The sequence below is a fragment of the Microbacterium sp. K2 genome (assembly GCF_051365005.1).
GTDB lineage: Bacteria > Actinomycetota > Actinomycetes > Actinomycetales > Microbacteriaceae > Microbacterium > Microbacterium foliorum_B.
The window spans coordinates 1,446,671-1,471,441 of record NZ_JBLWII010000001.1; the positions used below are offsets into that span (position 1 = coordinate 1,446,671).

The window sequence follows — 24,771 nt, forward strand, 5'->3', positions numbered from 1 at the left end:
CGTCCGTTCGGTAAACGCATGTCCTCGCGGCGTCCGCGCCTCTCGGGCGTCACTCGTCGTATCCCCACCTGATGCCCATGACGCCCGGACCGAATCCGTGCCGAGCGAGATGCACGGAGCCACTGCGCACCGCGCGCATCGTCGAGACGTACTCGTCATCGGTCTCCACATACTCCTCGCACCAGGTGGGCAGCGCATCCGGATGGAAGCGCACCCAGACGAGGCTCTCCCGAGCCTGTCGCGACGTGGCGTGCCAGGCGGACTGCCTCGGAGGGTATCCGGGCGGAAAGGTCTCGGTGAACTCGAACAGGGTCGTGCCGCCCGTGACGATCGGTTCATCGAGCGCGATCACCACACCCGACAGCAACCGCCCCGGGTGCAGATACTCGCGGTCGATCCGGCCGCCCACGACGTCCGAGATCACCGACATCACATCCGTCTCCATCGGGGCGACGTCGATGAGAGGGACCTCGGCGATCGCGCCCCTCGTCGATTGCACGAGCGAGCGCATGATGGTCTTCTCCACCGCACCGTCCGCACCGACGAACACCGTCACGTGCGTCGACAGGTCTCGCAGAGCGTCCTGCGGTGCCGCATGAAGCGCCTGCAGCGTCTCTTCGGTCTCGCGCTGCTCGCGTTCCTCATCGAAGGGCAGGCGAGGCGGCGCGATCGGTCCGAGGCGCGCAGAAGGAAGCAGCAGACTGCCGAGGTGTCCCCTGTGCAGACCGAGGCGATCTTCGATTCCCTCGACGACGCTCAGCGACTGCGCGCCTTCGGGCTGGCGATCGCCCGAGCGCCAATAGCTCAACGTCGCCATGGAGACCGGGTTGCCGTCGTCTTTCAGCTGGCTCTGCAGACGCGCGAGAGTGACCCCGCGCTCGGATATCGCTGCCCGCAGAGCAGCGGCGAACGCCCCGCTGCGGTCGTCTGTGCGATTCGTCACAGTTCCCCCGCGGGTCCGACATCGCCCGGGAAGAGCGCGTCTCTGGCGAGCTGTCGTTGGCGACGGCTGCGCGCGGCGTCGGACCAGCCGATGATGAGCCCGAGCACGATCAGGATCGCCGCCACCCAGAGCACGGATGACGCATCCATCGCGGTCCACTCGGCCCACAGAGCACCCACACCGACGACGACGGCACCCGCGCCCAGTGCGGAGAGTCCGAACTGCAACCGGACCGCGGCCCGGTTGCCCGAGAGCAGAGGCTCGACGAGGCCCACGTCGATGCGACGGGCGGCGCCGTCAGACACCCAGCGGCTCAGCGCGCTCTCCCTCGCGAACTGCAGGACGACGCCTCCGACCCAGGCGAGGATGCCGAGAGCTGCGCACACCGCGATCGCCGCACCGCTGCTCAGGCTCAACAGGTCGATGCCGCTCTCGATCGGCTCGTCCCAGTAGACCGGGTCGCAGGTGCGGCACTGCTGGCGCATGAAGACCGAGAGCATGAACGCGGCCAACGAGATGAACCTAGCCGCGAGCAGCACCGTGGCGATCCGACGGAGGAGTCGAGCGCTGGGGACCGTGAGCCAACGCGGCACGACCGCTGCGACAGCGGCCGCCCGACGCTCAGCATCGGCCTGCTGCGCTCGGGGAACGCCTCTCTTCCAGCGCCCCCACTGCGTGCCCATGCGTGCGGAATCGCGCTCGACGGCCCGTCGCCCGATGCGACGGAGCATCTCGGCGCCGAAGGCGAGCACCGCGAAGACGAGCAGCGCGACCCAGCTCACGGCATCCTCACGCAGGTCTTCCGTGAACAGGACGCCGAGCGCGAAGATGCCTCCGAGGCCCGCGAGGCAGCAGAACACCACCAGGCCGGTGGCCTGCAGGTGAGAGGCGGGCGCCGCCTTGAGTTCGAGTCGCAGCGACCGCTGCGGGACGGCGCTCGGATCGGCACCCGCACTCGATTCCACGGCACGCAGGGCGGCGTAGCGCTCGGCGACGAAGACGAAGGGCACACCGATCGCCAGCACTGCGGCGACGAGCAGGATCACGCCCATGCTCGCGCGGAACAGCGGATCGAGGTCGACCTGCCAATACAGCGATGACAGCGCCTCCTCCCCCACGATGCCGATCACGACGATGCCGAGGAAGGTGTAGAGCGAGCCGACGATCAGGCCGACGCAGGTGTCGAGGAGCGCCCGCCAGAACGCCCAGCCTGCAGACGAGACCTCGACGAACACGCCGTCGCGCCCCGTCATGCTGTCGTGGAGTCGCGGCGAGCGCGTGTCTGCTCCGCCCGGATCGAGAGCAGCTCGTCGGCCGGATACCCCACCTCGGTGAGCGTCAGCCCACGGGCCGCCAGCACTTTGAACTCGCTGGTGCGGGTGAGCGCGTCGCGCAGCACGACCAGGTCGTCGACGTCGAGCCGCCCCTCTCCCACCGCGACGCACGCACCGACCAGTGCGCGCACCATGCTGTGGCAGAACGCGTCGGCCTTCACCTCGGCGACGAGCACGCCATCGGCATCGCGCGACCAGCGGTAGTCGAGGAGGGTCCGGATGGTCGTCGCCTCTTCACGCGGCTTGCAGTACGCCGCGAAGTCGTGCAGGCCGATGAGCGTCCGCGCAGCGGCATCCATCGCCTCTGCGTCCAGAACGCCCCGGTGCGCGGTCGTGTCGTGGCGTCGAAGCGGATCGTACCCGGCGGTCGAGTCGGCGAGCCGATATCGATAGCGTCGCCAGACCGCCGAGAAGCGGGCGTCGAACCCTTCGGGGGCGATCGAGCTGCGGGTCACCGTCGCGTCGGGATACGCGCTGAGCACACCGCGCATACGCCGTGCGATCGACGCTGCGGGGTCTTGCGGCGCCCGGCCCTGACGCGACTCGATGCGCGACCACTGCGCCTCGTCGAGGTCGACGTGCGCCACCTGGCCCAGGGCGTGCACTCCGGCATCCGTCCGTCCGGCGACCACGAACTGCACCTCAGAGCCGACGATGCGGGCGAGCGCGGCTTCGAGAGTCCCCTGCACTGTGCGCAGGCTCGGCTGCTTCGCCCACCCGCGGAAGTGGGTGCCGTCATAGGCGATGTCGAGCCGGATGCGCACGGATAAAGCCTAGAGCGTACCCGCGCGCGATCCGGCTCGGACAGGATGCCGCAGCTCAGATGCCGCCGTCGATCGAGCGGATGACCTCGCCCGGCTCGTCCGGCACCATGACCTGGGTGTCGCGGTTCAGGCTCTCGCCGCGGAAGAACCGCTTCGACCGCGGGAACAGGTACCAGAGGAACATCAGCACGAGACCGAAGGCGAGCGAGCCGATGCCGATCACGAACGTGCCGCCGATGCCGAAGAGCACCGTGTAGCCGTAGTCCACATCCCACATGTCGATCGCCGACTGCACGAACGCGCCGGTCAGCATGAGGCCTCCGAGCAGCGGGAAGAGCCCCTTGAAGAAGAAGTCCCGAGCCGAGGTCGTGAGGTCCTTGCGGAAGTACCAGACGCAGGCGAAGCCGGTGATCGCGTAGTAGAACGCGATGGCGAGGCCGAGCGACAGGATCGAGTCCTGCAGGATGTTGTCGCTGATCAGGGTCATGCCGACGTAGTACGCCGAGGCGACGACACCCATGACGATCGTCGAGAACGAGGGCGTCTTGTAGGTCGGGTGCACGTCCTTGAACTTGGCGGGCAGAGCACGGTAGACACCCATCGCGAGAGTTCCGCGTGCGGTGGGCAGGATCGTCGTCTGCGTCGAGGAGATCGCCGAGATGATCACCGCGACCACCAGCACCCAGCCGAAGGGTCCGAGCAGGCCGTCCTTGATCGCGAGGAAGAAGTCGTCGGCGTTGGCCTCGTTGCCGAGTCCGGTTCCGGTGTCGCCGAGGCCCGCGTACATCATGGCGGCGATCGTGACGCCCACGTAGGTGAACAGCAGGATGACGGTGGTCAGCAGCGCCGCGCGGCCCGGGATCTTCTTCGGGTCCTTGGTCTCCTCATTCAGGGCGAGGCAGGTGTCCCAGCCCCAGTAGATGAAGAGGGCGAGCAGGATCGACTCCGTGAAGCCCGACCAGGAGGTGAATCCGAACGGGTTGAGCCATTCCATGTCGAAGGGAGTCGGGTTCGGTGCCGTGCCGGCGAAGAACTGCCAGAGGGCGGCCACCACGAAGATCGCCAGAGCGAGGTACTGGATGCCGAGCAGCACGTTCTGGATGCGCTCGCCGATCTCGACGCCTCGCCAGCTCACCCACGTCATGGCGGCGATGAAGAGCACTGCCACCAGGATGATGCGCCAGTCGTTGTTCTCGAGGTCGAAGCCGATCAGCGACCAGAAGTAGACCGAGGCGATCTGGGCGAGATTCGCGAGCACGACCATTCCGGCGACCGCGACGCCCCAGCCGCCCATCCAGCCCACCCAGGGCCCGAAGGCCTTCGTGCCCCACGTGAACGTGGTGCCGCAGTCGGGCACGGCGTTGTTCAGCTCACGGTAGGCGAAGGCGATCAGCAGCATCGGCACGAAGGCGATGATGAAGGCGATCGGCGCCTGCGCTCCGACCGCGAGCACCACGAATCCGAGCGTGGCCACCAGCGAGTAGACCGGTGCGGTGGATGCGAGTCCGATGACGGTGGACCCCCACAGCCCCAGCGAACCGGTTGCGAGCCCCTTGCCGTCGGGGCGTTCGAGATGGATCGGCGTCGTAGCTGACATGCTCAGAACATACGGGCACCACGTATATCGCGTCAATCGTTTTCTTTGACCGACGGATTTCGTGGCTACCAGCAGTGCCTTGCGACGGAATCCGTCGACCTAATCGCGATCGATCATTCCGTCGGCGTGGTCGGCGACCCACTCGACGAGCGGCAGCATGCGCTCCATGAGATCGCGGCCGAGCGGAGTCAGGCTGTACTCGACATGCGGCGGCACTGTCGGGAAGGACTCCCGGTGCACGAGTCCATCCTCAGCCAGGGTGCGCAGGGTGGAGGCGAGCATCTTCTCGCTGATGCCGCCGACCTCGCGGCGCAGCTCACCCCAGCGACGTGTACCGTCGGAGAGCGACGAGAGGACCAGCACCCCCCACTTGCTCATCACATGGTCCAGGATCACTCGCGTGCTGCATCCGGGCTCGAAGATCTGCGGAGTTGCCTCCCGGATCTGCGCATAACTAACCGCCATGTACGTACCTTACTTCAAAGTGGGTACCCATGGCCTGGAATGTTCACCACCGATCGCAAGGTTGTCGCTCCTGTCACCTACGAAAGGACACCCCATGACCATCCTCGTCACCGGCGCGACCGGCAACCTCGGACGCCTCGTCATCGCCAGCCTCCTCGAGCGCGGCGCCGACCCGCAGTCGATCATCGCCGGAGCGCGCGACGTCACCAAGGCCGCGGATCTCGGCGTGCGGGTCGCACGACTGGACTACACCGACCCCTCCTCCGTCGCTGCGGCACTCGAGGGCGTCGACAGCGTGCTGCTGGTCTCGGGCTCTGAAGTGGGCCAGCGGGTCGCCCAGCACCAGGCCGTCATCGACGCCGCCAAGGCCGCGGGAGTCACGAAGTTCGTCTACACCAGCGCTCCGAAGGCGACGACGAGCGATCTCGTACTCGCGCCCGAGCACAAGGCCACGGAAGAGCTCATCGCAGCATCCGGTCTCCCCTCGGTGATCCTGCGCAACAACTGGTACACCGAGAACTACGCCGCCGACGTCGCCCGCGCAGCCGAGACCGGTGTGCTCGCCTCCGGAGCCGGTGACGGACGTGTCGCCTCCGCGAGCCGCAAGGACTTCGCCGAAGCCGCAGCCGTCGTGCTGCTCGAAGACGGTCACATCGGCCAGGTGTACGAGCTCGGCGGAGACGTCGCGTGGGGCTACACCGATCTCGCCGGTGCGATCGCCGAGGTCACGGGTCGCGACGTCGAGTATCAGCCGCTGACCGCCGACGAGCAGCTCGCCGGCCTCCAGGCGGCCGGTCTCGACGAGGGCACGGCAGGATTCGTCGTCGCTCTCGACGCCGGCATCGCCGGAGGCGCCCTCGCAGATACCGACGGCACCCTCGCCCGGCTCATCGGTCGGCCGACCACGCCCCTCGTCGACGGCCTCCGCCCGATCGCCTGATCACTCGTCGAGTGCCGAGAGGCGCCGATCCTCACCCAGGATCGGCGCCTCCGTGTGCTCACGTGCTCAGTCCGACGATGCCTCTCGCGGATGGACGTACGCGATCGTGAGCACGATTCCGACGGTCCCCAGCCCGTCTTCCGCGAGGACCTTCCCGATGGCCGCGCGGACGTCTCGGAGCAGATCGAGAGCACTCGCCGAGTACTCGATGCCGAGCGATGCCTCGACCTCGACCCCGTCATCGACCACTCGGACGGCCACGAGAGGCTCATCGATCCTGTTGACGCCGACCGCCACGGCCCCCGCTCCGACGAGGTTCGACACCAGCGAACCCGCTCGGTAGACGCTGCGCACGCCGGGCGTCGCCAGCACCGCCGCCTCTATCCGCTCGGCGAGTCCCGGTAGGGCTGTCGTGCTCATGATGCCTCCTCCGCCGCACTGCTGATCCGCTGGACATCCCGTACCGTGACGTCGATCGCGGTCACGGTGAGGTCGGTCTGCCGGCGCAGACGCTCGGCGACCTCTTCGCGAAGCCGATCGACCGCCGTCGGGATCGACTCCCCGTAGACGGCGTTGACCTCGATCGCGATCCGGATCGGCTCGCCCACGACGGTGACGTCTCCGTCGAGAGTCGATCGACCGACCAGAATGCCCGGTACGGCGTTCTCGGCCGAGCGGATGAGTCCTCGGACCGCCCCCTCCGTGATGCCGAAGTCGACGGACGGGTCGGGGTCGGCGAACGGGACGCGGCGTCCGGCACGGGCATCCATCGCTATCCCCGAGAGGATGCGGTCGACCCAGCTGTCGTCGACCTCCGGGCTCGCCGCGGCATCCGCTTCGATCAGCTGCCCGCCCAGACCCTGCAGCCGTTCGAGCGCGTCGAGTGCGAGCTGGCACCCGGGCGAGCCCTCGATCGACGCATCGACCGGAAGCCTGCCGGCCTCGAGATAATCGCTCAGCTCTTCGAGCGTGTATCCGTCGAGATCACCCGGCTCGAGTCCGAGCTGACGCACGTCGGGAGCTTCCTGCTCTTCAGTCATCGCCAGGCCTCCATTCGCACGATCATGAACTTTCGGGCTCGAGCGAGAAGACCACGTGCCGTCGACACCGAGATGTCGAGCTCCGTAGCGATCTCGTCGTACGAGTAGCCGCCCATCTCCCTCAGCACCCAGCATTCGCGCTGAGCTGCGGGCAGTTCCTGCAGCGCCGCACCGAGGGCCTCGATCCCCGCGCGCGCCTCCACCACACGCGCGGGCGCGTCGTGCGACGGAGCCGCCTGCTCCAGGTCATCGACGTCGAGCGTCGGTCGCAGCGCGCGTATGCGGTCCACCGCCTTGCGGCTCACGATGCGCATCAGCCAGCTCTTGACCTTCGCCGGGTCGTCGAGCTCGGAGAACCGCTGCCACGCGGTCACGAACGTCTCCTGGACGATGTCGTCGACATCGGCCGAGGCGTTCAGCATCCGCTGCGTGTACGCACGCATCATCGGCGTGTACCTGCGCACCAGCACCGCGAACGCGGCCACGTCGCCGTCCATCGCCCGACCGGCGACGATCCGGTCGTCGGCCTGCTCGAGAGCAGAGCGAAATCGTTCCCCACCCATGCGTCGACTCCCTCTTCCGTACCCCGTGAGATGTTCGGAGCAGACGCGCCGACGGATCGAATCGACGATCCGACGGCGCGGTCACGAGATGCTGATCCGCTGGTTGATACGCACCTCGCGGGGCTACAGGACACGTGTCTCCGCATCGACGTCGGCGGCGACAGTGTCGTCGCTCGCGTCGTCGTCTGAGGGGATGTGCACGTCGTTGATGGTGACGTTGACCTCGACAGCCTGCTTGCCGACGAACTCGCTCATCGCGACGGAGATCGCCGCGCGCACGTCATCGGCGACCTTCTGCAGCGACACGGGGTACTCGGCGACGATCGTCACATCGATGGCGACCTGGGTCTCGCCGACCTCGACGCTGACGCCCTGGGTGAGGTCGGTGGAGTTGAGGGCATCACGGATGGCTCCGACCGCGCGCGCTGCTCCGCCACCGAGGGCGTAGACGCCGGGAACCTCACGAGCCGCGATGCCGGCGATCTTGGCGACGACGCCGTTCTCGATGATCGTCTGGCCGGTCGAGGCGACGGTCGAACCTGCCGGGGCGACCTTGACCTTGGGCTGCTGTGCGTTCGAGACGTTCGCCATCATGTGCTCCTTCATCAGTGTGTGGGATCCCCAGCGGGGAGGGCCGCAGTGCAGCGACACCACTAAGACGGATGCTACGAACGATTCGTCACAAATTGGACCTGATTCATGACGGAGGCCGCTCCCCGAGCAGGGAGCGGCCTCAGCCGAGAGTCGATGTCAGCGCGTCGTGCGGGCGAAGGCGACGGACGCCAGCGCAGCAGCCTGGTCGCCGAGCACCGCATCGTCGAACACGACCCGTGGCGAGTGGTTCCACTCGATCGTGCTCGGATCAGCATCGGGGGGTGAGGTCATCAACGCGATGAACGTGCCGGGCACCTCGTCGAGCACGAAGGCGAAGTCCTCCGAGCCCATCATGGGCGTCGGCATGATCACGACCCGCTGCTCCCCGAAGACACCCTTCAGGACGCCGACGGTCTCGGACGTCTCCCCCGGGTCGTTCACCGTCACCGGATACATCGTGTCGAACCGGACCTCCGCCGACAGCCCATGAGCGGCAGCCACCCCCTGGATCACGCGGGGCAGTCCCTCCTGCAGCGTCGCGAGCGATGCCGGCGACATGTTGCGGACGGTCGCCGCCAGCTCGACCTGCTCGGGGATGACGTTGACCGCCCCGTCTCCGGTCGAGAGTCGGGTCACCGACAGCACGACGGGGTCGAACGCGTCGAACCGCCGGGTCACGAAGCTCTGCAGCGCGAGCACGATCTCGGCCGCCGCGGGAACCGGGTCGAGCGTCTGGTGCGGCTGCGATCCGTGCCCTCCTCGCCCCTTCACGGTGACGAAGAGCTGGTTGGACCCGGCGGCCACCGCTCCGCCTCTCGTCGCGAAGACGCCGCGGGGGCCCGGGGCGACATGGATGGCGTAGGCGGCGACCGGTCGTTCTCCCGCAGCGTCGAGCAGACCCTCCTCGATCATGATCTTCGCTCCGCCGTGCCCCTCCTCCCCCGGCTGGAACATGAAGATCACCGAACCGTGCAGCTGGTCGCGCCGAGCAGCGAGCAGCTTCGCCGCACCGACCAGCCCCGCGGTGTGCAGGTCGTGACCGCACGCGTGCATGGTGCCGTTGGCGGAGGCGAAGTCGAGGCCGGTCGTCTCGTCGATCGGCAGGGCGTCCATGTCGCCGCGCAGCAGCACCGCGGGCCCTGGCAGCCCACCGCGCAGCACCGCGACCACCGAGGTTGTGCGGGTGCCGGTGGTGATCTCCAGCGGCAGGCCCGCGAGGGCATCGAGCACCTTCTGCTGCGTGCGAGGGAGGTCTAGTCCGAGCTCGGGGTCGGCGTGCAGGGCGCGCCGCAGCGCGACCAGGTCGGGCAGGATCGCGACGGCATCCGCCGCGAAGTCTGGCGTGGTCAAGGGTCAGCCTTTCGTGAGGGAGGAGTCGGTCTCGTGCGGCATCCGCATGAACGCCAACGCGAGCGCGGCGACGATGAATACGCCGGCACAGACGCTCCAGATGGTGATGTAGCCGCCGATCGACGAGCTGAGGGATCCGGATGCGGTGAAGCCTGCGAGCAGCACGGCGAACACCGCGCCCGCAGCCGACCCTCCGAGGGTGCGCAATGAGTTGTATACCCCGGTCGCGATGCCGGTCGAGTCGCTCGGCGCCAGTTCGGCGACGAGGGCCGGAAGCGCACCCAGGAGGAATCCCATTCCGATGCCGTTGATCGCCGAGATCACGAAGATCTGCCAGAGCTCATCGTGGAACGCGATCTGGATGAGAGATCCCGATGCGGCGAGAACCGCCCCCGTGACCAGGACAGCACGGATGCCGATCCGGCGCGCGATCGGCGCGAAGGTCGCTGCCCCCACGGTGGCGAGGATCGTCACGACCGCCGTGACCGCCGACGCTGTTCCCGCGGTCGCCGCGAAGCCGTACCCCGCGGTGTCAGGATCGGCCGTCAGGAACGTCGTCGAGGGTGCCTGCGCACCGAACATGACCATGCCGAACAGGAACGCCGTGAGGTAGACGGGCCCGAGGCGCGGCGAGACGATCAGCCGCACGTCGATCGCGGGCGACGTGACGCGCAGCTCCCACAGCACCCAGAGCACGAAGATGACTACTGCCGCGGCGAGGGTGGCGATGGTCGAGGTCGAGGCGAACCCGTCAGTCGACGCCAGACGCAGACCGAACAGCAGCACGACCATCGCGAGTCCGATGCCGATGAATCCGACCACGTCGATCTTCGCCCCGGTGCGCGATGTGGATTCGGGCACCTTGAAGAAGACGGCGTAGACGCTGACGGCGACGAACAGCACCGGTACGAGCAGTGTCAGCGTGAGCGTGGGCAGGATCGCCGAGAAGACGCCGGCCGAGATCGTCCCGAGAATGGCACCGCCCGTCAGGCAGGAGACGAGCAGGCCGATCGAGGTGCGGGCAGTCTCACCCTTGATGCGGTTGTGCACCAGCGCGATCTCGAGGGGCAGCCAGACGGCAAGCGGACCGACGAGGATGCGGGCGGCGAGCACGAGCGGGTAGCTCGGCAGGAACGCGGTGACGAGGGTGCCGATCAGCACGGCGACCACGGCGATCCGCAGCATCCGTCGATGCCCGAAGATGTCCCCGAGCTTCGAGAGCAGCGGCACGCAGACTGCTGCGGCCAGGGTCTGGACCGTGAGGAACCAGGTGATGTCGGCGTCGGAGACCTGGAGGTGGCCCGCGATCTCGCCGAGCAGAGGGGCGTAGAACCCCTGGACGAATCCGCTCGCGAGTTCGCAGAAGACGAGGAAGCCGACGACCGCGCGAGCGCTCACATTCGGCAGGGATCGGGTGAGGGGTGGAGTGTCAGTGGTCAAGGGGAAGCCTGTTCATCAGCGTCTGCAAGGCGACGCGGCGGGGTGCTGACGAGAGCGTCGATGATGTCGACGTAGTGGCGCTCATCGATGTGGATGCGCTTGACGGACTGCCGGTACAGGGTGAGCCCGGCGATCGTGTCGAGGAGGATGTCGTGGTGGACGTCCTCCGGGAGTTCGCCGCGGGCGATGGCTCGGTCGATGATCTCGACGCCCTGCCGACGGCGGTGCTGGAAGAAGGAGTCCCACAGCGTGGGGAAGACGTCTGGCTCGAACATCGCGCGCAGGCCGTGGCTCTGCTCGGGCGACAGTTCCTGGTTGCGCTGGTTCTGCAGCACGTGTTCGAGCAGATCGGCGCGGATGTCTCCGCGATCGGGCATGGCTCCGACCTCGACCTGCGATCGGAGCACCGCGGCGACGAGCGCGCCTTTGTCTGCGTAGCGGCGATAGATCGCGGTCTTGCCGCAGCCGACCGCCTTCGACACCTGCTCCACGCTGAGTGCCTGGTACCCGTGGCGACCGAGCATCTCGCCCGCCGTCGTGAGGATGCGTCGAGTGAGGTCCTCGTCGGTGGGACGGCCGGGCTTCTCGGTCGGATCGGAGGTCATGGCCCAACGATACGATACGGAGTGTTTCGTAAGTATTACGGATGTGAAACGATGTGGATTGCGACTCACAGTGCACTCTTAGGTTAGGAGTGCAATATTGCACTCTATGAGCGAGAGTGCAGATTCATTGCGAGAGCAGCGCAGGCGCGAGACGACCCGCGCGCTCACCGATGCGGCGCGCCGCCTGACGACGGAGCGCGGCTTCGCCGGCTTCACGGTCGAGGAACTCTGCGCGGAGGTGGGCGTCTCGCGGCGCACGTTCTTCAACTACTTCGAGAGCAAAGAGAACGCCGTCTTCGGGTTCGCCGCGATCGACTCCCGACAGGAGGCCCTCGAAGCCGAGTTCGTCGCCCAGACCGGCGAGCTGCTCGACGACTTCATCCGACTGACGATCGCCCGATTCGAGCTCTTCAATCCGCTCGACGACGCGCCCGCCATGTTCGCCGTGATCGAGCCGGAGCCTCGGCTGCTCAAGGCCGCGTTCGAACAGCTGGCGAAGAACGAGCGTCGCGACATGGAGCTCGTCGTGCGGCGACGGGGCGAGGGCGCCGATGCCGAGTTGCACGCCGAGGTCATGGTCCACACCGTCGGCGCGCTGGTGCGCCTGTGCATGGACCAACTGCTGCACCACCACTCGACCGATTCCTTCAGCGATCTCGTCAGGCGACGCCTCGAGATCGCCCGCGCCGTGTTCGCACCATCACAGAAAGCCGACTGAATGTCCGCCACAGCCACCAAGGATGCGCCCTTCCTGCTCACGAAGCGGCGCATCTGGATCATCTTCAGCGCCCTGATCGCCGGGATGCTGCTCTCGAGCCTCGACCAGACGATCGTGTCGACCGCCATGCCGACGATCGTCGGTCAGCTCGGCGGTGTCGATCACCAGGTATGGATCACCACCGCCTATCTGCTGGCCACCACGATCGTCATGCCGATCTACGGCAAGTTCGGCGACGTCCTCGGTCGGCGCAACCTGTTCCTGGTCGCGATCGCCCTCTTCACGCTCGCCTCGGTCGGATGCGCCTTCGCCACCGACTTCTGGATGTTCGTCACCTTCCGCGCACTGCAGGGCCTCGGCGGCGGCGGATTGATGATCCTGTCGCAGGCGATCATCGCCGACATCGTGCCCGCCAACGAGCGCGGCAAGTACATGGGCCCGCTCGGCGCCGTCTTCGGCCTGTCGGCTGTCGCCGGTCCTCTGCTCGGCGGGTTCTTCGTCGACCACATGACCTGGCAGTGGGCCTTCTACATCAACATCCCGGTCGGCATCGCCGCCTTCATCATCGCCCTGGTCGCCCTCAAGCTGCCGAGCAAGAAGGCCGAGAAGCCGATCGACATCTTCGGTGTGATCTTCCTCTCGATCGCGACGACCTGCCTGATCTTCTTCACCGACTTCGGCGGCGACAAGGAGTTCGGCTGGGATTCCCTCGCGACCTGGGCCTGGGGTGCCGGACTCGTCGTGGCAGCGACCGCCTTCGTCATCACCGAGGCGAAGGTGCAGGACCCGATCATCCCGCTGAGCCTCTTCCGCAACCCGATCTTCGTCAATGCCACCGCGATCGGGCTCGTGCTCGGCATCGGCATGTTCGCCGCGATCGGCTTCGTGCCCACGTTCCTGCAGATGTCGTCCGGCACCTCCGCCGCGGCATCCGGTCTGCTGATGATTCCGATGATGGTCGGACTGATCGGAACCTCGATCTTCTCGGGTATCGCGATCTCGAAGACCGGAAAGTACAAGGTCTACCCGATCGTCGGAACGATCCTGACCGGCATCGCGATGGTGGCGATGACGACGCTCTCGGCTGAGACGCCGATCTGGCTGATCTGCGCGTTCCTGTTCGTGTTCGGCGCCGGACTCGGTCTGATCATGCAGGTCGTCGTGCTGGTCGTGCAGAATGCCGTCCCCGCCGGCGAGATCGGCACCGCGACCAGCACGAACAACTACTTCCGCGAGGTCGGCGCGTCACTCGGCACCGCGGTGTTCGGCACGATCTTCACGACTCGGCTGACCGAGAACCTGCTCGGCGTCTTCGCCGACGCCGGGGCCTCGCCTGAGGATGCATCTCAGGCGGCGTCGACCATCGACCCTGCCACGCTCAATGCACTGCCAGACGAAGTCCGAGACGGAATCGTCACGGCGTACGCGGATGCTCTCGCGCCGGTGTTCTGGTTCCTCGTGCCGTTCATCGTGCTGGCCCTCGTGCTGTCGCTGTTCCTCAAGCAGATCCCGCTGTCGGATCAGGCCGGGCTCGTCGCCCGAGGTGAGGCCATCAGCGGCGAGGAGGCCGAGCGTTTGGAAGCAGAGCAGCGAGGCACGATCGTTCGGACCGCCGCCGGTTCGGATGGCGATGCCCGCGTCGTCGTCGACGACGACGCGCCCCCGACCGCTCGCTGACGCTCCGCGCACAGCCCACGGGCCCGCTCCTCACGTCGAGGAGCGGGCCCGTGGTGTCTGCAGCGTCAGGGAAGGTCGCCGACCTCGAGCTCGTCAGGGTGATCCGCGTTGTCGCCGTCGGCCTTCTGATCCTCACCCGGGGTCGCGGGGTCGATCTCGGGATCAGGGTCGTTCGTCACGAAGTCGGCATCAACGCCGGTCGCGTCGATCTCGGCACCTTCATCGGGGCCCGCCTGGGGGTCTGACATGATCGCTCCTATCGTCGGGGGTATTGGACGATCAGTGTGACCGCCGCGAGCCCCGAGACGGCATCCCCTTGACATCGTCGCGCCGCGCGGCGTGCGTTCGGATGGGCGTCATGCGACCATCGGATCATGAGCGATGCTCCCCTCGTCCTTCCGACCCTCTCCGGCAGACACGTACAGCTCCGCGCATGGCGCGACACGGATGTCGCCCTCGTCCAGGAGGCCTCGCACGACGCCCTCATCCCGCTCGTGACCACGGTTCCGCGGACATCTGACGAAGGCGCAGCCCTGGCGTTCATCCGTCGCCAGCATCAGAGGCTCGAGTCGGGCGCGGGTTACGCGTTCGCGATCGCAGACCTCGATGACTGCACGGTCGGCCATATCGGCCTCTTTCCTGTCGGCAGCACACGCGCGAGCATCGGCTATTGGATCGGTGCGTCCCAGCGCCGACGCGGCTACGCAGCCGACGCGCTCGCCACCCTGACGTCGTGGGCGTCGACTCTCGAACGCCTCGATCGTCTCGAACTCTATGTGGAACCGACCAACGAGGGATCCTGCCGAGTGGCCGAGAGCGCAGGCTATCAACGCGAGGGGCTTCTGAAGGCCTGGCAGAGGATCGACGGGCGGCCGCGAGACATGTTCATGTATGCGCAGCTCACGGCGCACGCCCGGGCGGGAGCCGGTCGATCCTGAGCCCGGATACGACAAAACCCCCGGAAAACCGGGGGTTTTGATCTGTAGCAGGAGCGGGGCTTGAACCCGCGACCTCACGATTATGAGTCGTGCGCTCTGACCAGCTGAGCTACCCTGCCACACCGCATCCGCATCGCAGATACGAACGCTGTGAGCCCCGAGTCAGGATTGAACTGACGACCCCTTCCTTACCATGGAAGTGCTCTGCCACTGAGCTATCGGGGCGTGCTGCCCCTCGCGGGGCAACCACACGAGAATACCATCACTGTGGCGTCCTCATGAAATCGAGGTGTCAATACGAGGTGCGACCCGCGTTCTCGCGCAGCCACGGCAGCGGGTCGATGGTGCCACCGTTGATGATGATCTCGAAGTGCAGGTGCGCGCCGTAGGAACGGCCGGTGTTTCCCGTGTGCCCGACGATGTCGCCGACCTTCACGGTCTGACCGGCCTTGACCTGCAGCGAGCCGTACTGCATGTGCGAGTAGTGGCTCGTGACGATCTGTCCGTCGATCACGTGATCGATGTAGACGGTAACGCCGTAGGCGCCACCCTGCTCGGTGGCGGTGCGCACGACGCCGTCGGCGATCGCCTGGATGGGCGCGCCCTCGCCGGGGACGAAGTCGATGCCCTCGTGCAGACGACCCCAGCGCATGCCGTAGCCCGAGCTCATGCCCACGCCGACCTTGAAGGGCCACTGGATCGCAGCCTCGGCGTCGTTGGTGAAGACCTCGTTCGAGTAGTTGATGCCCTCTTCGGATGCCACCTGGATCAGGGAGACGGTCGAGAAGCTGTCGGATCTTGCGAGCGACTCGTTCTGCACATCGGAAGAGGTGACGAAGGCCTGGATCTCGTCGCCGGCCTTATCCGCCGACTTGGAGCCCGATGCGGCGACGAGAGATGTCGCCGTGACCGCCTGCGTGCCCTGCACTGCGGCCACGGCCTCAGCAGGAAGCGTCATTCCGACCGCGAGGAGTCCGGCGAGGCTCATCACGCCGACGGTTGCGCCGACTGTGAGGAACTTGCGGGCCGACGGGCGACGACGGGCGACGTGCTCGACAGGCGTCTCTTCAGCCGCAGCGGCTTCGGGCTCGACGGTCGGCGTGGACGCAGTCTTCGGCGCGGCGCGGCGGAATGCGCGGGCCGCAGTCTCGAAGGCGTCGTCGGAGCTCGAGCGGTGCCCCGCTTCGCCCGAATCGACCTGCTGAGGCTCCGGGTGAGCGTCATCGGCCATCTCGGGCAGTGCCGCAGGCTCGACGGCAGGTTCCGCAACCGGCTCGATGACGACCTCGGGAGCCTCTGTCGGCTCGACCGCGACGACATCTGCCGAGTCGGATGCTGCTGACGCTGCGGCGACCGTGCTCGCGGCGATGAACACCTCTGCGGTGTTCAGTCGCTGGCGCGCGGCGCGGCGCGATGTCGGAGCCTCGGCGCCGCCGGACGCGGGTTCGGAAACGGGTGCAGCTTCGGAGACGGCTTCTGTCACTCCTGCCGCAGAGGCCTCGAAGGCCGCAGTGCGGAGACGGCTGGACCGGCGCGTGGGCGCAGAGGCAGCCTGGGGATTCTCGAAGGGCAAGTCAGATTCTCTCGGGTTTAAAACGTCAAGCTCGGGGGCGCTTAGGACCTTCACCGATTCGGGCCGATGAAAGTAACGATCGGATAAACCCTAGCCTGATCCACCTGTGAATGCCATGAATCGTTCACGTTTCATCTCGAAGAATATCGAGCACGCGTCGGTGAACCTCGATTCCACCCGCGATGAGCATGGGTCTCGTCGAGTCTCGATCGATCAGCGAGACGCTGCCTCCCGCCTCGGTGACGAGCAGCGCGCCTGCCGCATGATCCCAGGGCTTCAGGCCGCGCTCGAAGTAGCCGTCCAGTCGCCCGGCGGCCACGAACGCGAGGTCCAGCGCGGCCGCACCGGCACGACGGAGATCCCTGGCGATCGGCATGATCCTGCGCACGGTGGCGAGGTCGCCGTCGTGCGTCGCCGGGTCATAACCGAAGCCGGTGGCCAGCAGCGCACCAGCCGACGTCTCGGTCGTGACCGAGAGTCGCGCGTCTCCCAGAAACGCGCCGTGGCCCCTCGCAGCGGTGAACATCTCTGCGGATGCCGGGGCGTAGACGGCCGCGGCGAGGGCCTCCCACTCTCCCGCGACGGCACTGCCGCGCACCGCCGCGATACTCACCGCGTAGGACGGAATCCCGTAGGCGTAGTTCACCGTGCCGTCGATCGGATCGACGACCCAGGTGATTCCGCTCTCGCCCCGCTCGGCCTCCGATTCCTCACCGAGGAAGCCGTCGCCCGGTCGAGCGACCCGCAGGCGCTCACGGATGAGCAGCTCGACCTCGCGGTCGGCGTCCGTCACGATGTCGGCGAGCGTCGACTTCGTCGCGGCGAGGTGCACGCCTTCGGCGCGACGCGTGCGTGCCAGGTCGCCGGCCTCGCGTGCGATCCGAGAGGCGAGGTCGGCGAGCTCGAGTTCGAGGCTCACTGCGGCGGGAACGGCGGGGCCGGCGGAGCTGCCGGGTAGGCAGCAGGGGCATCTGGCGCCGGCGGCACAGGAGGCGCCGACTGTGCCTGCGAGTACGGGTCCGGGGAGGCCGGGAAGGGTGCGACCGGGAATGGCTGCGGGGCTGGAGCAGCCGGCAGCGCCTGCTGCGGGGCCTGAGCAGGCTGAGAGGACGGGTGACCCGTGTAGTAGGCGTTCCAGTCCGGCGAACCGTCGGGCAGCACCGGCAGCGGAGTGCGACCGTCTGCGTACGTCGGCCATGCGGGAGCAGCAGCGACGCCGTGGGCGACGGCGGCACGAGCGCTTGCAGGCTTGCGAGGAGCGAACAGAGCGTTCAGCAGGGGGATCAACGTGGTTCCCACCGCCGCGAGGATCGTGAGCGCCACGACGATGCGCCAGTAGAGCTCGCCATAGTCGAAGGTGTTCGGGAACGTGAGGAAGAAGATCAGCATGGCCACGAGTCCGCCGAGGAACACGATCGTCGCGATGTAGATGATGCGGGTGAACGTCGTGACGTGGCGCTGCGCAGCCGGCGTGAACAGGCGCACGTGCAGCAGGGCGAGCTGCAGGATTCCCACGACCAGGAGCAGCTGGAAGAAGCGCTCTGCACCGGTGAAGAACTGATCGTCCTCGGGCAGCCAGATCTTGACGGCTCCGACCAGCAGAGCGACGATCCAGCTGACCATGCTCGACAGGGCGAGCCAGTCGGGACGGTTCGGTGCGAGTCCGGCCTCGAGGATCGCGATGCCTGCGAACGCCGCGAGCAGAAGGATGGTGAGGAAGGCCCGGCCGATCAGCCCGTCCTGATCGCCGACCAGCACCCACACGACGCAGACGAGCGCGGCGGCGATGAGCGCGCCGATGGCGATCCAGATCGCCCCTCTGATGAGAAGTGACATGTTCTTCTTCTCGACCAGCGCAGGGGGCTGCTGGGCGATCTCCGGCTGCGTCATCGCGTTCCTCTCGTTGGGCGGCGTTGCGTTCATCCTTGCACGCGGCGCCGCGAAGGCAGCAGCGGCGGCGCGATCCGTGGATACATCGGAGTGAATCGGCTCCGGTGCAGCGATCAGCGTTTGCGCGCGGAGGAGGCGGCGAAGGCGGCGATCCGAGCCTGGGCATCCGGCGTCGCCATGGCGGCGCCGATCGACCGCGCCTCCTCGCTCAGCTGCTCTGCGAACGTCCGCTCGGGCTGCGAGCGAACGAGTCGCTTGGCGTTTCCATAGGCCTCTGCGGCGCCGTCCAGCCAGAAGCGGGCGACCTCTTCGGCGCGGGCTCGCACCAGGTCGGCTTCCTCCGCCGAGTCCGCCCCTTCGACAGCCTCGGCGACGAGGCCCCATTCCACGGCCTCGGCGGCGGACAGCAGGCGGTCCTGCAGCACCAGCTGCAGCGCCCGACGCTGTCCGACCGCCCGAGCGAGCTGGGCCGATACCGAGAGGTCGGGGGTGAGCCCGATGTTCGCGTAGAGACTGCCGAGGCGAGACCGCGAGCCGACGACGGCGTAGTCACTGCTGAGCAGAATCCCGAGCCCACCGCCCGCCGTCGTGCCATGTGCTGCGGCGACGACGGGCACTGCCGACTCGGTCAGCGAGCGGATGCCGGTGTTGATCACTTCGGCGAGCGCGGTGATGTCGTCGGCGGACCCCATGGTCGTCGCCATGTCGATCACGTCGCCGCCGGCGCAGAACGCCGGGCCGGCCGCGTCGATCAGGATCGCCTTGACGTCTGACCGCGACGTGGCCTCTGCGGTCGCATCGCGCCAGGCGTGCGCCAGATCGGCATTGAAGGCGTTGAGCCTCGCGGGGCGATTCAGCGTGAGCCGGGCCAGTCCCCCGTCGACGGCGAACAGGATGGCATCGTTCATGGCTTCTCCTTCGAGCACAGGACGTTGGCCACCAGGCTAACTGCGATCAGCTCTCGTCCCGCACCCGCTTGGTGAAAGCCTCCATACGCCGTCGAGTGCCGTCGAGGCGCATATCCACCTGTCCGGGTGCCAGCACCTCGTTGGGTGCGAGGGGGTGTGCAAGCCTCACGTTCTCGTGGCATGAGAGATCAGCGCAGATGTAGGTTCCCACCGAATCTCCGCGCATCCCTGCCTCGCCGGCACGTCTGGCCGAGAAGAGTGCCACCTGGTTGCCTGGCTGCATCGTGTGGCAGATGTTGCACATCCCCGAACGCCCGCGGCCGGGGTCGGAGACTCGGAGGACGACTCCGGAGATCTCCCCCTCATGCTGGGTCAGGACATAGCCGCGACGCCCGGCGCTCGGATCGCGCCATGCGAAGAAGTCCAGGTAGTCCCAGTCGACGAGGACGAAGTCGTGCGGCATCTCCATGACTCGCAGCTCGTCCTCATCCGCGTTGACGAAGGACGCACGGATGTCTGCCTCGGTGAGCGCTCGCATCCGACCAGTCTATGAAGCTCGAGTCGGTGCGGAGGCCGAGTCAGCGGGCTCCGAGCGATCGCGGATCAGGAACCCGAAGCCGAATGCGACGAAGAACATCAGCACCCCGTAGACCGCCGCCGGCAGACTCAGCTCGACGGAGCCGAGCACGGACTGGGCGATGACGATCGCGAGAGTCGCGTTGTGGATGCCGATCTCGAACGAGGTCGCGATCGCCTGGCGTCGGCCGACGCGGAGCAGACGCGGCACGAGGAAGCCGATCGCGAGACTGATCACGCAGAACAGCACGGTGATCAGGGCGAGCTGCGTGAAGTTCGCCACCAGCAGGGACCAGTTCGAGGCCACGGCCCCGCCGATCACGACAATGAGGATCACGACCGACGCGATGCGCACCGGTTTGTCCATCCCCTCGGCGAACTTCGGTGCGAGCCGACGGATGAGCATGCCGAGGGCGACGGGCAGCAGGACGATCGCGAACACCTCGAGAGCCTTCGCCCACTGCAGGCCGAGCTGGTCGTCGAAGGGCTGGAAGTACGCGATCGCGAAGTTCGTGATGAGCGGCAGGGTGATCACGGCGACCACGGAGTTGACGGCCGTGAGCGAGATGTTCAACGCGATGTCGCCACGGAACAGATGGCTGTACAGATTCGCGGTGGTGCCTCCCGGAGAGGCTGCGAGCATCATCATGCCGACGGCGAGCACAGGCGGCAGCTCGAAGAGGAGCACGAGACCGAAGCAGATCGCCGGCAGCAGGATGAGCTGGCAGAGCAGCGCGATGATCACCGCCTTCGGCTGCTTCAGCACTCGAGCGAAGTCGGCGAGCGTGAGGCTGAGACCGAGCCCCAGCATGATGATGCCGAGGGCGACGGGGAGTCCTATGGTGGTCAACGCTGATCCCATGGCACTCAGTGTGACGGATGCAGGGCCTCGGTGTCACCCGCCTCGCGCCGCAGACGCATGGGTGCGGCGCTACTCGGCGGCGCGCTGCATGGCCTCGTCAGCCTCCGAGACGATGTTGCGCATGGCGGTCGCCGCCGCATCCGCGTCTCCGCTCGCCACCGCGAACGCGACATCGCGATGCCACTGCACCGCGTTCTGGTTGGCCACGTGAGGCATGAGGGAGTGGGCGGTGCGCCCGCGGAGCACCGCCTCCACCGTGCCACCGAGCGCGGCGAGCATCCCGTTGCCGGAGGCGTCGAGAAGGAGTCTGTGGAACCGGACATCGGCCGTGAGGTATCGCTCGCGATCGGCCTCGTGGTCTTCCTGCCCCATCGCCACGACGAGCGAGACGAGGTCGACCTTCTGCTCCGAGGTGGCCGAGCCGGCCGCGAGATGCGCTGCGAGCGGCTCGATGACGGATCGCAGCTGGCTGAGTTCTCGCAGCTGCTCGTCACGGCCAGGGCCGGCGAGACGCCACGCGATGACCTCGGGGGCGTAGACGTTCCAGTCGGCTCTGGGCCGCACCTCGACGCCGGACTTGCGGCGGACCCAGACGAGCCCGAAGGACTCCAGAACGCGAACGGCCTCACGCGCCGCCGAGCGGGACACGCCTCTCTCGCTAGCCAGCTCGACCGTGAGCATCCGCGAGCCCGGCGGGTGCTCGCCGTCGACGATCGCCCTGCCGAGCTCGGCGACGAGCGAGTCGTGCACAGGGCTTCCGGCGCCGGAGACGGTCATATGTCGAGTATGCCCGTCTCTGGCTCCTCAGACGGTGCATCTCACACTCATGATTCGTTTATGTTGCGCATGACGTGGTATGCGTGCTTATTATGTACGACATAAGGTCGTAAACCACGCCCGGATCAAGGAAGCTCATGGCACTCTTCACCCCCGCCACCGACGCGCTCATGGCGGCAGTCACCGACACTGCCACGCCGGACCGCCCCGCTGGTCAGCTGATCACCGCAGCAGTACTGGGGATCGCGATCATCATCGTCCTCATCACCTGGGTGAAGCTGCACCCCTTCCTCTCGCTCACGATCGGCGCACTCGCCACCGGCGCGATCGCGGGCATGGACATCAGCGCATCCGTCACCAGCTTCTCGACCGGCTTCGGCACGACGATGGGTGGCGTCGGCATCCTGATCGCGCTCGGCGCGATCTACGGCAAGCTCCTCGCCGACTCGGGCGGCGCCGATCGCATCGTCGACACCCTCGTCAGCCGGGCCAGCGCCCGCTCGCTGCCCTGGGTCATGGGCCTCATCGGCGCCGTGATCGGCCTTCCGATGTTCTTCGAGGTCGGCCTCGTGCTCCTCGTGCCTGTCATCATCCTCGTCGCCCGTCGCTCGGGTGCGCCGCTCATGCGCATCGCGATCCCGACGCTCGCCGGCCTCTCGGCCATGCACGGCCTCGTGCCGCCGCACCCCGGCCCTCTCGCGGCTATCGATGCCCTCGGAGCGAACCTCGGCCTCACTCTCGCCTTCGGTGTGATCGTCGCGATCCCCGCCGTGATCATCTCGGGTCCCCTCTTCGCGCGTTTCGCCGAGCGCTGGGTCGATGTGCCGGTGCCCGAGCTGTTCGTCACCGAAGAGGACGAGGGCGTCGAGCAGCGTCGTCGCCCCTCGTTCGGCGCCACGCTCTTCAGCATCCTGCTGCCCGTGTTCCTCATGCTCGCGAAGGCCGTCGCCGACATCTCGGCCGCGGGGTCGGACGCCCCCTGGAAGCTCGCTCTCGACTTCCTCGGCACCCCGGTCATCGCGCTTCTCATCGCCGTGCTCGCCGGCTTCTTCATCCTCGGACGCGGCGCCGGCTTCGACCGCACCAAGATCAACGACATCGTCGGATCGTCGCTCGGCCCGATCGCAGGCATCCTGCTGATCGTCGGTGCCGGCGGCGGTTTCAAGCAGGTGCTGGTCGACACCGGCATCGGAGACGTGATCGCCCAGTTCGTCTCCGGCTCCTCGGTCTCGGTGCTGATCCTCGCCTGGTTGGTGGCCGTGGTCATCCGCATCGCCACCGGATCGGCGACCGTCGCGACGATCACCGCCGCCGGCATCCTGCAGCCGCTCACCGAGACCCTCGACTCCCCCATGGTCGCACTGCTCGTGCTCGCGATCGGCTCGGGCTCGGTGTTCCTGTCGCACGTCAACGACGCAGGATTCTGGCTCATCAAGGAGTACTTCGGCCTCAGCATCCCCCAGACTCTGAAGTCATGGACAGTACTCGAATGCCTCATCTCGGTCACCGGCCTCGCCGGAGTCCTCGTCCTGAGCCTCTTCGTCTGAGCGCGCCATGATGTCCGTCAACGCACCCGTCCTCGTCTTCATGGGCGTCGCCAGCACCGGAAAGTCGACAGTCGCGGCCATGCTCGCCGGCCGGCTCGGCTGGGCCTTCGAAGAGGGCGACGACCTGCACCCCGAGGCGAACGTCGCCAAGATGGCGGCCGGCCATGCGCTCAACGACGACGACCGCTGGCCCTGGCTCGACCGCATCGCCGAGTGGATCGACGAACGCGTCGAAGCAGGCGAGCCCGGCATCGTCACGTGCTCGGCGCTCCGCCGCAGCTACCGCGACGTGCTTCGCCGGGACGCGGTCACGTTCGTGCACTTCACCGGCTCGCGGGAGCTGATCCTCGATCGTATGCTGCGCCGTCAGGGTCACTTCATGCCCGCCACGCTGCTGGACTCGCAGTTCGCCACGCTCGAGCCGCTGGAAGACGACGAGAGGGCGATCGAGATCGACATCGCGCTGACGCCCGCCGAGCAGGCAGCGCAGATCGCCTCCCGGCTGCGCCTGCACCCTGACTACTGAGACGATTACTCGGCTCGAGACACTGAAGAGTCATGAGGAACTCGATGCGGAACCCGTTGCGAGCACTGCTCGTGGCGCTGTTGCTCGGCGCCGGGCTGGCGGGATGCTCACCACAGGGCATCGGCCCCCAGAACCAGGACACCGCGACGAGTGGCGCACCGATCAGTCCCCTTCCTGCGTCGCGAGCGTGCGAGGGTGTGGCCATGATGCTGACGATCGATTCCGCATCGCCACGGGCGGGCGAGACCGTCTCCGTATCCACCGATCCTGCTGAGTGCAGCATCGACGAGCAGTGGGCGGGAGAGGTGATCGTCCGCACCTCAGATGGTGACACGAGAACCGGCTCACGACTCGAGATCGGAGCGACCGCGGTCTCAGTCGATCTGCCACCCGGTCTCACGGGACCAGCGCTGGTGATGCTCGCACCCGATCAGGACTGCGAGCAGACAGGTGCGCCCGGCGACTGTCACTATCCGTACGTCGAGATCCAGATCGGGCCCTGACCACACTCATCAGTGACGATCCGGGCGCAATCGGCGCTCGCATGCCTCGAGGTTTGGCAGCGCTCGGTGCTTCACCCGACGAGCAGCTCCAACGCGGTGATCCCCTCGACGACGAGGTCGTGATCATCCGCTGACGGAAGCCCCGACACGGTCGCGACGGCGACGACGCCCACACCCTCGACACGGATGGGCACCGCGCCTCCGGCGACCGCATACGTGACGGCGTCGAGCCATCCCGGCTCGAACATGTCGCGCCCGCCGCTCGCGACACGTGCTTCGAGCAGCGCGGTGCTGGTCTCGAACCGCAGGGCGGTCGCGGCCTTCTTCTGCACCCAGGCGTCGTTGTCGGCCGTCGCACCCGGCAGCGATGCGTGAAACAGGATGCCGGAGGCGGTGCGCACATCGACCGCAACCGGAGCTCCCTGCGCCAGCGCGCGCTCTGCGATGGACCTCCCGAGCTGCCACGCGTCCGCGCGGTCGAACCGACGCAGGACCAGTTCGACGTGCTCTTTCTCCAGCTGCGCGAGCCTCGTCTGGTCAGTCATCAGCAGTGCCTCTTTCATAGATGGTTCGCCTGAGACTGTAGCCGCCGCACATCACTGCTAACGAAGCGCGCGCCGCACCCTGAGCACCCCGAGCAC

The 24,771-nt window shown here is 67.3% G+C and carries 28 protein-coding genes and 2 tRNA genes; 7 read left to right on the plus strand and 23 right to left on the minus strand.

All coding sequences use genetic code 11. From position 1 onward, the window contains the following. Positions 1-49: 49 nt before the first annotated feature. The 5 genes from ACLKOY_RS07135 to ACLKOY_RS07155 form a co-directional block, all read right to left on the minus strand. On the minus strand, positions 50-943 hold the full coding sequence (locus tag ACLKOY_RS07135; RefSeq protein ID WP_436453017.1) for a hypothetical protein: 894 nt from the start codon (positions 941-943) through the stop codon (positions 50-52). Further along, positions 940-2,196: a hypothetical protein gene (locus ACLKOY_RS07140; RefSeq protein WP_436453018.1), complete on the minus strand. Its 1,257-nt coding sequence runs from the start codon at positions 2,194-2,196 to the stop codon at positions 940-942. The genes ACLKOY_RS07135 and ACLKOY_RS07140 overlap by 4 nt, the downstream gene beginning before the upstream one ends. Beyond that, positions 2,193-3,041 carry a tRNA pseudouridine(38-40) synthase TruA gene (gene truA / locus ACLKOY_RS07145; protein WP_436453019.1) on the minus strand — a complete coding sequence of 283 codons (849 nt, stop codon included), beginning with the start codon at positions 3,039-3,041 and terminating at the stop codon, positions 2,193-2,195. The genes ACLKOY_RS07140 and truA overlap by 4 nt, the downstream gene beginning before the upstream one ends. Before the next feature lie 55 nt (positions 3,042-3,096). Further along, positions 3,097-4,638 (minus strand): APC family permease, encoded by a 1,542-nt coding sequence (locus ACLKOY_RS07150; protein WP_363571855.1) that lies wholly within the window; start codon positions 4,636-4,638, stop codon positions 3,097-3,099. A 99-nt stretch (positions 4,639-4,737) separates the two neighbouring features. Further along, positions 4,738-5,103 carry a winged helix-turn-helix transcriptional regulator gene (locus tag ACLKOY_RS07155; protein WP_436453020.1) on the minus strand — a complete coding sequence of 122 codons (366 nt, stop codon included), beginning with the start codon at positions 5,101-5,103 and terminating at the stop codon, positions 4,738-4,740. A gap of 94 nt (positions 5,104-5,197) precedes the next feature. Between ACLKOY_RS07155 and ACLKOY_RS07160 the strand changes: the two genes are divergently transcribed. Then, the gene (locus ACLKOY_RS07160) at positions 5,198-6,043 is read left to right on the plus strand and encodes an SDR family oxidoreductase (protein ID WP_436453021.1); all 846 of its coding nucleotides are present in this window, start codon (positions 5,198-5,200) and stop codon (positions 6,041-6,043) included. Between the two features lie 66 nt (positions 6,044-6,109). On the opposite strand, the gene ACLKOY_RS07165 is transcribed toward ACLKOY_RS07160, so the two are convergent. From ACLKOY_RS07165 to ACLKOY_RS07195, 7 genes are all read right to left on the minus strand, one after another. Next, positions 6,110-6,463 (minus strand): hypothetical protein, encoded by a 354-nt coding sequence (locus ACLKOY_RS07165; protein WP_436453022.1) that lies wholly within the window; start codon positions 6,461-6,463, stop codon positions 6,110-6,112. Next, positions 6,460-7,083, minus strand: a complete 624-nt coding sequence (locus tag ACLKOY_RS07170) for an Asp23/Gls24 family envelope stress response protein (protein ID WP_436453023.1) — start codon at positions 7,081-7,083, stop codon at positions 6,460-6,462. Before ACLKOY_RS07170 ends, ACLKOY_RS07165 begins: the two co-directional genes overlap by 4 nt. Beyond that, on the minus strand, positions 7,080-7,646 hold the full coding sequence (locus ACLKOY_RS07175) for an RNA polymerase sigma factor (RefSeq protein ID WP_436453024.1): 567 nt from the start codon (positions 7,644-7,646) through the stop codon (positions 7,080-7,082). The genes ACLKOY_RS07170 and ACLKOY_RS07175 overlap by 4 nt, the downstream gene beginning before the upstream one ends. 123 nt (positions 7,647-7,769) lie before the next feature. Further along, positions 7,770-8,237, minus strand: a complete 468-nt coding sequence (locus tag ACLKOY_RS07180; RefSeq protein WP_436453025.1) for an Asp23/Gls24 family envelope stress response protein — start codon at positions 8,235-8,237, stop codon at positions 7,770-7,772. 159 nt (positions 8,238-8,396) lie between these two features. Continuing rightward, entirely contained in the window at positions 8,397-9,590 is a 1,194-nt protein-coding gene (locus ACLKOY_RS07185) for a M20 metallopeptidase family protein (protein WP_436453026.1), read from the minus strand. Positions 9,591-9,593: 3 nt separating this feature from the next. Then, on the minus strand, positions 9,594-11,030 hold the full coding sequence (locus ACLKOY_RS07190) for an MFS transporter (protein WP_436453027.1): 1,437 nt from the start codon (positions 11,028-11,030) through the stop codon (positions 9,594-9,596). Continuing rightward, on the minus strand, positions 11,027-11,635 hold the full coding sequence (locus tag ACLKOY_RS07195) for a TetR/AcrR family transcriptional regulator (protein WP_436453028.1): 609 nt from the start codon (positions 11,633-11,635) through the stop codon (positions 11,027-11,029). The genes ACLKOY_RS07190 and ACLKOY_RS07195 overlap by 4 nt, the downstream gene beginning before the upstream one ends. Positions 11,636-11,741: 106 nt before the next feature. Between ACLKOY_RS07195 and ACLKOY_RS07200 the strand changes: the two genes are divergently transcribed. Together ACLKOY_RS07200 and ACLKOY_RS07205 are read left to right on the plus strand one after the other, a co-directional pair. Next, the gene (locus ACLKOY_RS07200; protein WP_436453029.1) at positions 11,742-12,353 is read left to right on the plus strand and encodes a TetR/AcrR family transcriptional regulator; all 612 of its coding nucleotides are present in this window, start codon (positions 11,742-11,744) and stop codon (positions 12,351-12,353) included. Further along, the gene (locus tag ACLKOY_RS07205; protein WP_436453030.1) at positions 12,354-14,030 is read left to right on the plus strand and encodes an MDR family MFS transporter; all 1,677 of its coding nucleotides are present in this window, start codon (positions 12,354-12,356) and stop codon (positions 14,028-14,030) included. A 65-nt stretch (positions 14,031-14,095) separates the two neighbouring features. On the opposite strand, the gene ACLKOY_RS07210 is transcribed toward ACLKOY_RS07205, so the two are convergent. Further along, complete coding sequence (locus ACLKOY_RS07210) at positions 14,096-14,278, minus strand: hypothetical protein (protein WP_056375780.1); 183 nt, start codon at positions 14,276-14,278, stop codon at positions 14,096-14,098. A gap of 126 nt (positions 14,279-14,404) precedes the next feature. On the opposite strand from ACLKOY_RS07210, the gene ACLKOY_RS07215 reads away from it, so the two are divergent. After that, a complete protein-coding gene (locus ACLKOY_RS07215) occupies positions 14,405-14,968 on the plus strand; it encodes a GNAT family N-acetyltransferase (RefSeq protein WP_436453031.1) in 564 nt (187 codons plus the stop codon). A gap of 45 nt (positions 14,969-15,013) precedes the next feature. Here the strand turns inward: ACLKOY_RS07215 and ACLKOY_RS07220 are convergent. From ACLKOY_RS07220 to ACLKOY_RS07260, 9 genes are all read right to left on the minus strand, one after another. Next, positions 15,014-15,087 (minus strand) — tRNA-Met (locus ACLKOY_RS07220). A gap of 34 nt (positions 15,088-15,121) precedes the next feature. After that, a tRNA-Thr gene (locus tag ACLKOY_RS07225) sits at positions 15,122-15,193 on the minus strand. A 67-nt stretch (positions 15,194-15,260) separates the two neighbouring features. Beyond that, a complete protein-coding gene (locus tag ACLKOY_RS07230; RefSeq protein ID WP_436453032.1) occupies positions 15,261-16,541 on the minus strand; it encodes a M23 family metallopeptidase in 1,281 nt (426 codons plus the stop codon). A 124-nt stretch (positions 16,542-16,665) separates the two neighbouring features. Further along, a complete protein-coding gene (locus ACLKOY_RS07235) occupies positions 16,666-17,460 on the minus strand; it encodes an inositol monophosphatase family protein (RefSeq protein WP_436453033.1) in 795 nt (264 codons plus the stop codon). After that, positions 17,457-18,431: a hypothetical protein gene (locus ACLKOY_RS07240; protein ID WP_436453034.1), complete on the minus strand. Its 975-nt coding sequence runs from the start codon at positions 18,429-18,431 to the stop codon at positions 17,457-17,459. Before ACLKOY_RS07240 ends, ACLKOY_RS07235 begins: the two co-directional genes overlap by 4 nt. 113 nt (positions 18,432-18,544) lie before the next feature. Next, entirely contained in the window at positions 18,545-19,339 is a 795-nt protein-coding gene (locus ACLKOY_RS07245) for an enoyl-CoA hydratase/isomerase family protein (RefSeq protein ID WP_436453035.1), read from the minus strand. Positions 19,340-19,385: 46 nt separating this feature from the next. Further along, entirely contained in the window at positions 19,386-19,877 is a 492-nt protein-coding gene (locus ACLKOY_RS07250) for an FBP domain-containing protein (RefSeq protein WP_436453036.1), read from the minus strand. A gap of 9 nt (positions 19,878-19,886) precedes the next feature. After that, complete coding sequence (locus ACLKOY_RS07255) at positions 19,887-20,777, minus strand: bile acid:sodium symporter family protein (RefSeq protein ID WP_436453037.1); 891 nt, start codon at positions 20,775-20,777, stop codon at positions 19,887-19,889. 69 nt (positions 20,778-20,846) lie between these two features. Then, entirely contained in the window at positions 20,847-21,554 is a 708-nt protein-coding gene (locus tag ACLKOY_RS07260; RefSeq protein ID WP_436453038.1) for a FadR/GntR family transcriptional regulator, read from the minus strand. A gap of 137 nt (positions 21,555-21,691) precedes the next feature. Between ACLKOY_RS07260 and ACLKOY_RS07265 the strand changes: the two genes are divergently transcribed. Genes ACLKOY_RS07265 through ACLKOY_RS07275 form a run of 3 tightly spaced genes read left to right on the plus strand, consistent with a single transcriptional unit; the run spans position 21,692 to position 24,130 of the window. Then, a complete protein-coding gene (locus ACLKOY_RS07265; protein WP_363571892.1) occupies positions 21,692-23,101 on the plus strand; it encodes a GntT/GntP/DsdX family permease in 1,410 nt (469 codons plus the stop codon). A gap of 10 nt (positions 23,102-23,111) precedes the next feature. Next, the gene (locus tag ACLKOY_RS07270; protein WP_375137401.1) at positions 23,112-23,627 is read left to right on the plus strand and encodes a gluconokinase; all 516 of its coding nucleotides are present in this window, start codon (positions 23,112-23,114) and stop codon (positions 23,625-23,627) included. A gap of 32 nt (positions 23,628-23,659) precedes the next feature. After that, positions 23,660-24,130 carry a hypothetical protein gene (locus ACLKOY_RS07275; protein WP_436453039.1) on the plus strand — a complete coding sequence of 157 codons (471 nt, stop codon included), beginning with the start codon at positions 23,660-23,662 and terminating at the stop codon, positions 24,128-24,130. A gap of 71 nt (positions 24,131-24,201) precedes the next feature. On the opposite strand, the gene ACLKOY_RS07280 is transcribed toward ACLKOY_RS07275, so the two are convergent. Continuing rightward, a complete protein-coding gene (locus ACLKOY_RS07280) occupies positions 24,202-24,675 on the minus strand; it encodes a heme-degrading domain-containing protein (protein ID WP_436453040.1) in 474 nt (157 codons plus the stop codon). Between the last annotated feature and the right edge of the window lie 96 nt (positions 24,676-24,771).